Source organism: Bacillus sp. EKM420B (genome assembly GCF_011065565.1).
Lineage (GTDB): Bacteria > Bacillota > Bacilli > Bacillales > Bacillaceae > Bacillus > Bacillus velezensis.
In genome coordinates, this window is sequence record NZ_JAAMNX010000003.1 from 188969 (window position 1) to 201895 (window position 12927).

Sequence of the window (12927 nt, forward strand, 5' to 3'; positions counted from 1 at the left end):
TGAAAAAAAGGAGGTTTATTGATGACAAAATTAGATGAAACGCTCACCATGCTGAAAGCGTTAACGGATGCAAAAGGGATACCGGGAAATGAGAGAGAAGTAAGACAAGTGATGAAATCATACATAGAACCATTTGCCGATGATGTCACAACAGACCGGCTGGGAAGTTTAATCGCCAAAAAAACCGGCAAAGAAAACGGTCCGAAAATCATGATCTCAGGGCATTTAGACGAAGTCGGTTTTATGGTGACGCAAATCACTGATAAAGGCTTTCTCCGCTTTCAAACCGTCGGCGGCTGGTGGTCTCAGGTCATGCTGGCCCAGCGCGTCACCGTCGTGACAAAAAAAGGGGACATCACGGGGATCATCGGTTCGAAACCGCCTCACATTCTGCCTCCTGACGCCAGAAAAAAAGCCGCCGATATTAAAGAGATGTTCATCGATATCGGGGCGTCCAGCCGTGAAGAAGCAATGGAATGGGGCGTTCTTCCGGGTGACCAGATTGTGCCGTATTTTGAATTTACAGTGATGAACAATGAAAAGCATTTATTGGCGAAAGCATGGGACAACCGTATCGGCTGTGCGATTGCCATCGATGTATTAAAAAATCTGAAAAACAGTGATCACCCGAATGAAGTATACGGGGTCGGAACGGTTCAAGAAGAAGTCGGGCTGCGCGGGGCGAAAACAGCGGCACATACGATCCAGCCTGATATCGCGTTCGGTGTGGATGTCGGAATTGCCGGAGATACACCGGGAATTTCTGAAAAAGAGGCGCAAAGCAAAATCGGCGAAGGGCCGCAAATTATTCTGTATGACGCGTCAATGGTATCTCACAAAGGGCTGCGCGACCTTGTCGTGAACACGGCGGAAGAAGCGGGAATTCCGTATCAATTCGATTCCATTGCCGGAGGGGGCACGGATTCAGGTTCCATTCATTTAACCGCAAACGGAGTGCCGGCGCTGTCCATTACGATCGCGACGCGCTACATTCACACTCATGCCGCTATTTTGCATCGGGATGATTATGAGAATACGGTAAAATTGATCACAGAAGTGATTAAAAAATTAGACCGGGAAACGGTTGACCGTATTACTTATCAATAAAGATACGGAAGAATCTGCTTTTTTAAGCAGATTCTTTTTTTTGTCTGTACAAATATGAGCCTTGCGTCTACAATAAGAAAAGACATAGAAAAATCTGACAACATGTTTTTTTGAAAGCGCTTTAAAAAAGGGAGGTTTACAAATGAAAAACAGATTCAGACGCATGATCCGCTTTTCATGCGCAGCCGTTACAGCCGGTCTGCTTCTGATGTCTTCATCTCCGGCATCTGCCGCGTTTTGGGGGGCATCAAATGAATTGCTTCATGATCCGACAATGGCGAAGGAAGGAAACACGTGGTACGCTTTCGGAACCGGTTTGGAAGGGGAGAGGGGGCTTCGCGTCTTAAAGGCGGGCAGCGGCGGCGTATGGACCGTTCAGAAATCAATCTTTACTTCCCCGCTGTCATGGTGGGGCAATTATGTGCCGAATTACGGGCTGAATCAATGGGCCCCCGATGTTCAATATTTTAACGGAAAGTATTGGCTGTATTATGCCGTTTCTTCATTCGGCAAAAATACCTCCGCGATCGGTCTTGCATCATCTACAAGCCTCAGTTCGGGAAACTGGAAGGACGAAGGGCTTGTCATCCGTTCGACAAGCGCCGATAACTACAATGCAATTGATCCGGAGCTGACAATTGATAAAGACGGAAACCCTTGGCTTGCCTTCGGTTCTTTTTGGAGCGGCATTAAGCTGACAAAGCTTGATAAAAATACAATGAAACCGACGGGATCACTTTATTCCATCGCTGCCAGGCCGAATAACGGCGGAGCTTTGGAAGCGCCGGCCATCACCTACCAGAACGGCTACTATTACTTAATGGTGTCGTTTGATAAATGCTGTTCAGGCGTGAATAGTACGTACAAAATCGCTTATGGAAGATCCAAAAGCATCACCGGCCCATATCTCGATAAAAGCGGGAAAAGCATGTCTGAAGGCGGAGGGACGATTCTTGATTCCGGCAATGACCGCTGGAAAGGCCCGGGCGGTCAGGACATTGTGAACGGGAATATTTTAGTGCGTCATGCGTATGATGCCGAAAACAGCGGAATTCCGAAGATGCTCATCAATGATATCGATTGGAGTTCAGGCTGGCCTTCCTATTAATTGATCAGCCGGGCATGTGTGTCCGGCTTTTTTACTTGCAATAAAAGATTGACAGTTTGATTCCTCCTTAACTATAATAAAGTTGTTCGTACAAATGAAAGAATAAAAGTTTTATTATTTATATTCGTACGTATATTTATTTAAAAATGCAAGCGCTTTATTTTGATGGGAAGGGGAAATGAATGTGCTTCAGAACAAAGAATATGAATTTTGGTTTGTAACGGGAAGCCAGCACTTATACGGAGAGGAAACGCTGCAGCTTGTCGATAAACACGCAAAGGGAATATGTGACGGTCTCAGCGGGGTGTCATCAAGATACAAGATCAGGCATAAACCGGTTGTCACGTCATCTGAAACGATCAGAGAGGTTTTGCGGGAAGCGCAGTATCAAGAAAACTGTGCCGGGGTCGTGACATGGATGCATACATTTTCCCCTGCGAAAATGTGGATTGAAGGTCTTTCCGCTTTTCAAAAGCCGATGCTTCATCTGCATACCCAATATCACCGCGACATCCCGTGGGAAACGATTGATATGGACTTTATGAACAGCAACCAATCCGCTCACGGAGACCGGGAATACGGATATATCCAGTCAAGAATGGGGCAGACGAGAAAAGTCATCGCAGGCTATTGGGATGATGAGGAAGTCAAACATGACATTTCGCAATGGATGAACACGGCTGCCGCTTGGAATGAAAGCAGGAATATTAAAGTAGCCCGGTTCGGCGACAATATGCGGAATGTGGCGGTTACTGACGGAGACAAAGTCGGCGCCCACATCCAATTCGGCTGGCAGGTTGACGGGTACGGAATCGGCGATCTTACCGAGGTGATGAACAACGTCACCGACGCAGAAATTGAGGCGCTTTATGAGGAATACGACAAATTGTATGTCATCAGCGACGAAACGAAGCGGGATGAAGCAAAAGTTGCTTCCATTAAAGAACAGGCGAAAATTGAACTCGGATTAACGGCCTTTCTCGAACGGGGCGGATATACAGCGTTTTCGACCTCCTTTGAAGTTTTGCACGGAATGAAGCAGCTTCCGGGTCTTGCCGTTCAGCGTCTCATGGAAAAAGGGTACGGATTTGCCGGAGAAGGCGATTGGAAAACGGCTGCCCTTGTGCGAATGATGAAAATAATGGCGGACGGAGAACAAACCTCCTTCATGGAAGATTATACGTACCATTTTGAACCGGGGCGTGCGATGATTCTCGGATCACATATGCTTGAAGTATGTCCGACGATCGCCCTTGATCAGCCGAAAATCGAAGTCCATCCTCTCTCAATCGGAGGGAAGGAAGATCCGGCCCGGCTGGTCTTTAACGGAATCGGCGGTTCAGCCATCATCGCCAGCATCATTGATATCGGCGGGCGATTCCGTCTCATTCTGAATGAAGCGGAAGGCAGGGAAATTGATCATGATATGCCGAATCTCCCTGTGGCGCGGGTGCTGTGGAAGCCGGAGCCATCACTGAAAACAGCTGCGGAAGCATGGATTTTGGCGGGGGGCGCCCACCATACCTGTATGTCTTTCCGGCTTACGGCTGAACAGATGCTTGACTGGGCTGAGATGGCAGGCATTGAAAGCATCTTTATTTCCCGCAATACCGAAATACATGAGCTGAAAAAAGAGCTGAAATGGAATGACGTATTATACCGGCTGGGAGGGAATTGATATGGCGTATACGATTGGTGTTGATTTCGGCACATTGTCCGGCCGGGCGGTGCTTGTCAATGTCCGCACGGGCGAAGAAATCGCCTCTGCGGTAAAAGAATACACTCATGCCGTCATCGACCGCAAGCTGCCGAAGACGGGTGAAAAACTCCCTCGGGACTGGGCGCTTCAGCATCCTGCCGATTATATCGAAGTTCTGGAAACGGCGATTCCGAACCTGCTTGAGCAGGCGGGTGCTGATCCAAAAGACGTGATCGGCATAGGAATTGATTTTACCGCCTGCACGATTTTACCGATAGACGGCGCGGGGCAGCCGCTTTGTATGCTGCCGGAATTTGAACGGGAGCCCCACAGTTATGTGAAGCTGTGGAAGCATCATGCGGCTCAAAAACATGCAGACCGTTTGAACACGATTGCCGAAGACACAAAGGAACCATTCCTTAAAAGATACGGCGGTAAAATTTCTTCTGAATGGATGATCCCGAAAATCATGCAAATCGCGGAAGAAGCGCCGCATATATACAAGGCGGCAGATCGGATTGTGGAAGCGGCAGACTGGATCGTCTATCAATTGTGCGGTTCATTGAAGCGAAGCAACTGCACGGCCGGCTACAAAGCAATCTGGAATGAGGAGACGGGATATCCGCCGGATCATTTTTTCGAAAAGCTCCACCCGTTAATGAAAACGATTACAAAGGATAAATTAAGCGGCACGATTTATTCAGTCGGGGAAAAAGCAGGAGGTTTGACCGAAAAAATGGCGGAGCTGACCGGGCTTCTGCCGGGGACGGCCGTTGCCGTCGCCAATGTCGACGCTCACGTGTCAGTGCCCGCGGTCGGTATTACAGAGCCGGGGAAAATGCTGATGATCATGGGAACGTCTACCTGCCATGTGCTGCTCGGCGACGAAGAACATATCGTCCCCGGTATGTGCGGGGTCGTCAATAACGGCATCTTGCCCGGATATGCGGGATATGAAGCGGGACAGTCCTGTGTCGGCGACCACTTTGAATGGTTCGTCAAAACGTGTGTTCCGAGAGACTATGTGAAGGAAGCTGAGGATAAACACATAGACATTCACGAGCTGCTCAGCAAAAAAGCAGCTGAACTTGTTCCGGGGGAAAGCGGCCTTCTCGCGCTTGACTGGTGGAACGGAAACCGCTCAACCTTGGTGGACGCCGATTTGACGGGCATGATGCTCGGCATGACGCTGCACACGAAGCCGGAAGAAATCTACAGGGCATTGATTGAAGCGACGGCGTTCGGAACGAGGATGATTATCGAAACGTTCCGGGAAAACGGTGTTCCGGTCGAAGAGCTTTACGCAGCCGGAGGAATCGCCGAAAAAAACCCGTTTGTCATGCAGATTTACGCAGATGTCACAAATATGGACATTCAATTATCCGGATCTCCGCAGGCGCCTGCACTGGGCTCCGCGATTTTCGGAGCGCTCGCCGCGGGACGGGAAAACGGGGGATTCTCCAATATTGCTGAAGCATGCGCACATATGGGGAAATTAAAAGACGGCTTTTATGCCCCGAACCGGGAAAGAGCTGAGATTTATGACAGCTTATATGCGGAATATAAAGAGCTCGTACACTACTTCGGCAAAGAAAACAATGTCATGAAACGCCTGAAAGCCATTAAAAACCGCGATTTTGCGAAAGGGGGGAGCCGCCATGCTTGAAGCGTTAAAAGAAGAAGTGCTCGCGGCCAATCTGAAGCTCGAGGAACATAACCTTGTCACGTTTACATGGGGGAATGTCAGCGGCATTGACAGAGAGAGCGGGAGAATCGTCATTAAACCGAGCGGTGTCGATTACAGTGAGCTGACCGCTGACAAACTGGTCGTCCTGAATGAGGACGGAGACATTCTCGAAGGCTCGCTGAAACCGTCTTCTGACACGCCGACCCATCTTTATCTGTATAAAGCGTTTCCGGCTATCGGCGGAATCGTTCATACTCACTCCCGCTGGGCGACGAGCTGGGCGCAGTCCGGAAGAGACATACCCGCTCTCGGAACGACTCACGCGGATTACTTTGAAAGCGCTATACCCTGCACGAGGGAAATGTATGAAGAAGAAATTGTCAAAGATTACGAATATCATACAGGGAAGGTCATAGCCGAAACCTTTCAAAACGAACCGTATGAACAAAATCCGGGTATCCTCGTCCACAGCCACGGCCCGTTCTGCTGGGGAACGGACGCGCTGAATGCCCTGCATAACGCCGTTGTGCTCGAAACGGTAGCGGAAATGGCCTACCATTCGCTTATGCTGAACAAACAGCTCAGTCCGATCGACAGAGTGCTGCATGATAAGCATTTTTACAGAAAACACGGGGCGAATGCTTATTATGGCCAAACTTGACGCAGCCGGGTTTCTGATTGATTTAGACGGAACCGTATTCAGGGGGCGGGAGCTGATTGAGGGTGCAAAAGAAGCCGTTCATACCCTTCAGTCACTGGGCAAAGCCGTTGTCTTTTTAAGCAACCGCGGCAATCTATCAAGAGCAATGTGCCGAAAGAAACTGCTGGGTGCAGGTATCCGCACGGATGAACGGAGCATCGTGCTGTCCTCCAGTGTGACGGCATCATTTTTAAAGAAGCATTATCCTTTGTCAAAGGTCTGGGTGTTAGGAGAGAAAGGGCTGACTGATGAACTCGCTTTAGCGGGTGTCACCCTGGCGCAAAATCCGCAGGCGGCAGACTGGCTTGTCATTTCCCTGCATGAAACCGTCACCTATGAGGATCTGAATCTCGCTTTTAAGGCGGCTTCCTCCGGCGCGCGCATCATCGCCACGAACCGGGACCGCTCCTTTCCGAATGAAGGCGGCCATGCCATGGATGTCGCGGGAATGATCGGGGCCATTGAAGCAACCGCCGGAGCAAAAACGGAGCTTGTCGTCGGCAAACCGTCTTGGCTGATGGCTGAGGCGGCATGTGAAGCGCTCGGACTTCCCCCTGAGGAATGCGCCATTATCGGAGACAGCCTCGAATCTGATATCGCAATGGGCAGGCTGTACGGAATGAAAAGCATATTGGTTCTGACGGGGTCGGCCAAACTTGGGGAGCCCCGTCTATATGAACCTGACATCGTCCTTGATTCTATTAAAGACCTGACAGAATTAGCGAAGGAGGGAATCCTTTTATGAAACGTTCTCCTGAGGACATTCAATCCGAGTTTGACAAGGAAGGGGCCAGCCGCTCACCGATTCAAATAGAAGATATCGTGATCGGGGCGAATGCAAAAGAAGAGCTTCTCAGATTTCTGCAAAAAAAATGCTGGAATCATCCGGTCCTCGTCTGTGACCGGAACACGTACGAGGCGGCGGGACGTCTGCTTGCGGACGAATTAAGGGCAGGCGGAATCAAAGCGTCAAAAGTCATCATTCCGGAGCATGAAGCCGGGGCCGCCGCGGCTGATGAGAGGACATTGGTCTATACGCTGATCAATCTCGCGGAAGAGACGGATGTCATCATTGCGGCTGGTTCAGGAACGATTCACGACATTACGCGGTTTGCCGCTTATCAGCGCGGTTTGCCGTTTATCTCATTCCCCACCGCTCCGTCAGTCGACGGTTTTACATCGGCGGGAGCGCCGCTCATATTAAACGGAATCAAAACGACGATCCAAACGAAAGCACCGATCGCCTTATTTGCCGATACGAATGTATTAAAAGAAGCGCCCCGTTCAATGACAGCCGCGGGCTTCGGAGACATGCTCGGAAAAATAACATCGCTGGCAGATTGGGAGATTTCCCGCAGGCTTGCGGGTGAGCCGTACTCAGAAGCAGGGGCGAAGCTTGTGAAAGACGCGCTTTGGCAGTGCATTGATCACCGCGCTGACATTGCCATGGGAACGGAGGCCGGCATTCAGATACTGATGGAAGCGCTGATCGTTTCGGGTCTTGTCATGCTTGCTCTCGACCACTCCCGCCCCGCCTCAGGAGGAGAGCATCACATCTCGCATTGGATTGAGATGGAAATGCTGAAGGCAAAACAGCCTCCGATTCTCCACGGTGCGAAGGTCGGCTGTGCGTGCGCGGTGCTGAGTGATATTTACAAAGAACTGGCTTGTCACGAAAAGCTTGCTGAACTGCCGCCGCACTTTCGCGAGGCGATTCAGTCCGCATATGAAGGGCTTCCCGACGGCAAAACAATTGCCGGGTGGCTCTCATCTGCGGGAGGTCCCGCCTGTTTCGATGAGATCGGTGTAAAAAAGGACCTTGTCAGCGATGCGCTTAAGCATGCGCACACACTGCGAGACCGTTATACCGGTTTAACCATCATAAATGAAAATGCAGCGCTCTTTGCACATCATTTGCATCAATAGCCGCACGGCCTAAAGTGGAAGGGGTAATGACATGAAAAAAACGACCGCTGTATGTTTGGTGCTGATGATGCTCTTCTTGTTTACCGCCGGCTGTTCACAAGAACGGACTGCCGGCCGGCCGGGAGAAACGGAGCTGACGTTTTGGACGTTTAACGGTCTGCACGAACAGTTTTATCAGGAAATGGTCAAAGAATGGAATCAGAAGTATCCGGATCGCAAAATCAAGCTGAATACCGTTGTTTATCCTTATGGACAAATGCATGATAATTTATCGGTTTCGCTGATCGCGGGTGAAGGGCTTCCCGATATAGCCGACGTGGAATTAAGCCGGTTCTCGAACTTTCTGAAGGGGAAGGATATCCCGCTTGCCGATCTGACGCCGCTGATTGAAAAAGACCGCGATAAGTTTGTGGAAGCGCGTCTGGCCTTATACAGCAAAAACGGAAAATTGTACGGCCTTGATACACATGTGGGGACGACCGTCATGTTTTACAACATGGATATCATGAAAAAAGCGGGCGTTGATCCCGCCTCCATTAAGACATGGGAAGATTACCGGCGGGCAGGGAAAAAAGTGCGTGAAGCCGCTGGGAAACCGATGGGAACGGTTGAAACAAACGATTCCGCCACATTCCTATCCATGATTTCGCAGCAAGGGTCAGGCTACTACAGCAAAAATGGAAAATTGATTCTGAACAGCAAGAAGAATACAGATACACTGAATGATGTAAAGGACATGGTAAATGATAAAACCCTTCTGCCGGCTCCCGGCGGCGGCCATCACAGCGAAGAATACTACGGTTTTATGAATCAGGGCGGAGCAGCCTCAGTGCTGATGCCCATTTGGTACATGGGACGGTTTATCGATTATATGCCTGATTTAAAAGGAAAAATGGCGATTTACCCTATGCCGGCCTGGAAAGAAGGCGGTGACAGATCAGCGGGTTTAGGCGGAACAGCCACCGTCGTGCCGAAGCAGGCTGAACATCTGGAGCTCGCGAAAGAATTTCTCGGATTTGCGAAAGGTTCAAAGGAAGGGAACATAAAGCTGTGGACGGTGCTCGGCTTTGACCCGCTCCGCTGGGACGTGTGGGATTCAAAAGAATTGAAGGAGAAAAACAAGTACACGGATTTCTTCCGGAACGGTACGTCAATTTTTTCCTCGCTTCTTGAAATAAAAGATGAGATCAATCCGATTTATCTGCATGAAGACTTCTCTAAAGCGGCTGATCTCGTCGTCAGACAGGTGCTGTTCGATGCGCTGAAGACGCAGGAAAAAACACCTGAGGAAGCCTTGGACGAGGCGGCAGAGCAATTGGAAAAATAGGAGAAGCCGCCCTATTTAACAGTGAAAGCGGGGGAGCTTTTATGAGACCTGTAAAGACAGAGACAGCGCAAACCGTTTCTGCAGTCCGGAAGAAGCCGCGCCGGCGCAATGTGCTGTATTCAAAAAAAGCGGCGCCTTATCTTTTTACGGCGCCATTTATCATTTCGTTTCTCGTTTTCTTTTTGTATCCGATCATCAGCGTGTTTATCATGAGCTTTCAGCGGATACTGCCGGGAGAAATTACATTTGTCGGGTTTTCCAATTATATCGCTCTTCTTAATCCAACCTTTTATACGGCATTATTTAACACATTGGAATATACTTTCTGGACGCTGATCGTGCTGATTCCGGTGCCGCTTCTTTTGGCGGTGATTCTGAATTCGAAGCTCGTCAGGTTCAGAAATGTGTTTAAATCGGCTCTGTTTGTACCGGCTTTAACATCGACGATCGTAGCGGGGATTATTTTCCGGCTGATGTTCGGAGAAATGAATACGTCGCTTGCAAACGAGCTGATGATGAAGCTTGGCGCATCACCCCAAAACTGGCTCAACAACAAAGGTACCGGCATGTTTTTAATGGTGCTGCTTGCGTCATGGAGGTGGATGGGCATTAACATTCTTTACTTTCTGGCCGGATTGCAAAACGTGCCGAAAGAATTGTATGAGGCGGCTGAAATTGACGGGGCGAGTACGTGGAAAAAGTTCCGGCATATCACCCTTCCATTTTTAAAGCCGGTGTCCGTTTATGTGTTAACGATCAGTATGATCGGCGGTTTCAGAATGTTTGAGGAAAGCTATGTGCTTTGGCAGAATAATTCCCCGGGCAATATCGGCCTCACGCTTGTCGGTTATTTATATCAGCAGGGGCTTGCATACAACGAAATGGGGTACGGGGCAGCAATCGGAATTGTCCTTTTGCTTGTCATCTTACTAGTCAGCCTTGTTTCACTGAAACTGTCCGGTTCGTTTAAAGGGGAGGGATAAGCGTTGCGTAACAATCACATGTTTTCCGTGTACAGAGTCGCGTTTACCTTGTTTTTTATCATGCTGAGCCTGCTGTATATCTTTCCGATGATCTGTCTATTGCTCGGTTCTTTAAAGCCGTCATCTGAGCTGATGCGCATCGGGCTGAATCTGCGTCTTGATCCGGATGTGATGAGCCTTGATAACTACACCTATTTGTTCAACGGGGGGAGCATTTATTTCAAATGGTTTTTTAACAGCCTGCTGCTCGGCGTCCTCACCACGGTTCTCACGCTGTTTTTTTCCTCTTTGATCGGCTACGGACTCGGTGTCTACGAGTTTAAAGGCAGAAATATTATTTTCGTTCTTGTGCTGATCATTATGATGGTGCCTCTTGAAGTGATGATGCTTCCGTTGTTCAAATTGACGGTGGGTCTTCATTTGATCGATTCTTATACGGGGGTGATTCTGCCGTTTATTGTGTCGCCTGTCGCCGTGTTCTTTTTCCGGCAATATGCGCTCGGACTTCCGAAGGATCTGCTTGATTCAGCGAGAATGGACGGCTGCACCGAATTCGGCATTTTCTTCAGAATTATGGCGCCGCTCATGAAACCGGCATTCGGAGCAATGATCATTCTTCAATCTTTAAACAGCTGGAATAACTTTTTATGGCCGCTGATCGTGCTTCGGTCGAAAGAAATGTTTACGCTTCCAATCGGACTTTCAGGGCTGCTGAGTCCGTACGGCAACAACTATGACATGCTGATTTCCGGGTCCGTTTTTGCGATACTGCCGGTGATCATCATATTCTTGTTTTTCCAAAAATACTTCATTTCCGGCCTTACAGTAGGCGGAGTGAAGGGATAGAGAGAGGGAGAAAATGTAATGAAAAAAGCGGGGATTACAGCAGATAAAGAATATATCATCGGTGAAGTGGACAAACGGATGTACGGATCTTTTATAGAACATATGGGCCGGGCGGTGTATGAAGGCATTTATGAGCCCGGACACCCGAAAGCCGACAAGGACGGCTTCAGAACAGACGTGCAGGAGTTAATCAAAGAATTGCAAGTGCCGTTCATCCGCTATCCTGGAGGGAATTTTCTCTCAGGCTACAATTGGGAGGACGGCGTCGGGCCGGTGAAGGACCGCCCGCGGAGGCTTGATTTGGCATGGCAGACGACAGAAACGAACGAAGTGGGGACGAATGAATTTTTAACGTGGGCGAAAAAAGTGAACGCCGAAGTGAATATGGCGGTCAATCTCGGGACGAGAGGGATCGATGCCGCCCGGAACCTCGTCGAATACTGCAACCATCCTGAAGGGTCATACTGGAGCGACTTACGAAAATCGCACGGATATGAAAAACCTTACGGCATCAAAACATGGTGCTTAGGAAATGAGATGGACGGCCCTTGGCAGATCGGTCATAAAACGGCGCATGAATACGGACGGCTTGCCGCTGAAACAGCAAAGGTGATGAAATGGACGGACCCGACGATCGAATTGGTGGCTTGCGGAAGCTCAAACAGCGGCATGCCGTCCTTCATCGAGTGGGAGGCCGAGGTGCTTGAGCATACGTACGAGCATGTGGATTACATTTCACTGCATACGTATTACGGCAACCATGAAAATGATCTTGAGAACTATTTGGCGAAGTCTATGGATTTAGACCATTTTATTAAATCCGTCAAAGCCGTATGTGATTATATGAAAGCGAAAAAACGCAGCAAAAAAACGATTCACCTTTCTTTAGATGAATGGAATGTGTGGTATCACTCAAATGAAGCGGATAAAAAAGTGGAGCCATGGATTACGGCCCGGCCGATTCTCGAAGACATCTACAATTTTGAAGATGCGCTGTTGATCGGTTCACTGCTGATTACGATGCTGCAGCATGCGGACAGACTGAAGATCGCCTGTCTCGCCCAGCTTGTCAACGTGATTGCGCCTATCATGACTGAAAAGGGCGGAGAAGCATGGAGGCAGCCGATCTTTTACCCTTACATGCACGCCTCAGTCTACGGGAGAGGGGCTTCAATGAAACTGCTGGTCACCTCCCCGAAATACGACTCGGCGGACTTTACGGATGTGCCGTATGTTGATGCCGCGGCCGTTTACCATGAAGAGGATGAAGCCCTGACCATTTTTGCCGTCAACAAAAGCAAGGAACTGATGGAAACGGAGATCAAACTGAGAGGGTTTGAAGATTACCGCATCATTGAGCATATCGTGCTGGAGCATCAGGATATGAAAGCAACCAATCAAAAAAACAGAAAAGAAGTCATTCCTCACTCCAACGGAACGTCTTCGGCAAACGCTGAAGGGATAACGGCACATTTTACTCCGCTGTCCTGGAATGTCATCCGTTTATCAGGAAAATAATGTTCCGAAAAGCCGGGCTGCCGCTG

Annotated in this window: 11 protein-coding genes; all 11 read left to right on the forward strand. The window is 49.3% G+C overall.

Going from position 1 to position 12927, the window contains the following annotated elements; all coding sequences use genetic code 11:
- Nucleotides 1-21: 21 nt before the first annotated feature.
- The 11 genes from G9F48_RS10995 (at nt 22) to arfA (ending at nt 12901) form a co-directional block, all read left to right on the forward strand.
- Nucleotides 22-1107, forward strand: a complete 1086-nt coding sequence (locus G9F48_RS10995; RefSeq protein WP_007408096.1) for a M42 family metallopeptidase — start codon at nt 22-24, stop codon at nt 1105-1107.
- Nucleotides 1108-1249: 142 nt separating this feature from the next.
- Complete coding sequence (locus G9F48_RS11000; RefSeq protein ID WP_012118149.1) at nt 1250-2215, forward strand: glycoside hydrolase family 43 protein; 966 nt, start codon at nt 1250-1252, stop codon at nt 2213-2215.
- 184 nt (nt 2216-2399) lie between these two features.
- Nucleotides 2400-3893, forward strand: coding sequence for an L-arabinose isomerase (gene araA, locus G9F48_RS11005; RefSeq protein WP_022552845.1), 1494 nt, complete (start codon nt 2400-2402; stop codon nt 3891-3893).
- A 1-nt stretch (nt 3894) separates the two neighbouring features.
- Nucleotides 3895-5580, forward strand: a complete 1686-nt coding sequence (araB, locus tag G9F48_RS11010) for a ribulokinase (protein ID WP_165409483.1) — start codon at nt 3895-3897, stop codon at nt 5578-5580.
- A complete protein-coding gene (gene araD / locus G9F48_RS11015) occupies nt 5573-6262 on the forward strand; it encodes an L-ribulose-5-phosphate 4-epimerase (protein WP_165409484.1) in 690 nt (229 codons plus the stop codon). The genes araB and araD overlap by 8 nt, the downstream gene beginning before the upstream one ends.
- The gene (locus G9F48_RS11020; RefSeq protein ID WP_441394794.1) at nt 6240-7046 is read left to right on the forward strand and encodes an HAD-IIA family hydrolase; all 807 of its coding nucleotides are present in this window, start codon (nt 6240-6242) and stop codon (nt 7044-7046) included. The genes araD and G9F48_RS11020 overlap by 23 nt, the downstream gene beginning before the upstream one ends.
- Entirely contained in the window at nt 7043-8227 is a 1185-nt protein-coding gene (locus G9F48_RS11025) for a sn-glycerol-1-phosphate dehydrogenase (protein WP_165409486.1), read from the forward strand. Before G9F48_RS11020 ends, G9F48_RS11025 begins: the two co-directional genes overlap by 4 nt.
- Before the next feature lie 31 nt (nt 8228-8258).
- On the forward strand, nt 8259-9554 hold the full coding sequence (locus G9F48_RS11030) for an ABC transporter substrate-binding protein (protein ID WP_165409487.1): 1296 nt from the start codon (nt 8259-8261) through the stop codon (nt 9552-9554).
- Between the two features lie 41 nt (nt 9555-9595).
- Nucleotides 9596-10537, forward strand: a complete 942-nt coding sequence (locus G9F48_RS11035) for a carbohydrate ABC transporter permease (RefSeq protein ID WP_165409488.1) — start codon at nt 9596-9598, stop codon at nt 10535-10537.
- Between the two features lie 18 nt (nt 10538-10555).
- Nucleotides 10556-11383 carry a carbohydrate ABC transporter permease gene (locus G9F48_RS11040; protein WP_007612991.1) on the forward strand — a complete coding sequence of 276 codons (828 nt, stop codon included), beginning with the start codon at nt 10556-10558 and terminating at the stop codon, nt 11381-11383.
- Nucleotides 11384-11401: 18 nt separating this feature from the next.
- Nucleotides 11402-12901 (forward strand): arabinosylfuranosidase ArfA, encoded by a 1500-nt coding sequence (arfA, locus tag G9F48_RS11045; RefSeq protein WP_165409489.1) that lies wholly within the window; start codon nt 11402-11404, stop codon nt 12899-12901.
- The last annotated feature ends 26 nt before the right edge of the window (nt 12902-12927 follow it).

Excerpts from the sequence above, each read along its gene's own strand:
- G9F48_RS10995 (WP_007408096.1), top strand. The coding sequence starts at position 22 with ATGACAAAATTAGATGAAACGCTCACCATGCTGAAAGCGTTAACGGAT.
- G9F48_RS11000 (WP_012118149.1), top strand. The coding sequence starts at position 1,250 with ATGAAAAACAGATTCAGACGCATGATCCGCTTTTCATGCGCAGCCGTT.
- araB (WP_165409483.1), top strand. The coding sequence starts at position 3,895 with ATGGCGTATACGATTGGTGTTGATTTCGGCACATTGTCCGGCCGGGCG.
- araD (WP_165409484.1), top strand. The coding sequence starts at position 5,573 with ATGCTTGAAGCGTTAAAAGAAGAAGTGCTCGCGGCCAATCTGAAGCTC.
- G9F48_RS11020 (WP_441394794.1), top strand. The coding sequence starts at position 6,240 with ATGCTTATTATGGCCAAACTTGACGCAGCCGGGTTTCTGATTGATTTA.
- G9F48_RS11025 (WP_165409486.1), top strand. The coding sequence starts at position 7,043 with ATGAAACGTTCTCCTGAGGACATTCAATCCGAGTTTGACAAGGAAGGG.
- G9F48_RS11030 (WP_165409487.1), top strand. The coding sequence starts at position 8,259 with ATGAAAAAAACGACCGCTGTATGTTTGGTGCTGATGATGCTCTTCTTG.
- G9F48_RS11035 (WP_165409488.1), top strand. The coding sequence starts at position 9,596 with ATGAGACCTGTAAAGACAGAGACAGCGCAAACCGTTTCTGCAGTCCGG.
- G9F48_RS11040 (WP_007612991.1), top strand. The coding sequence starts at position 10,556 with ATGTTTTCCGTGTACAGAGTCGCGTTTACCTTGTTTTTTATCATGCTG.
- arfA (WP_165409489.1), top strand. The coding sequence starts at position 11,402 with ATGAAAAAAGCGGGGATTACAGCAGATAAAGAATATATCATCGGTGAA.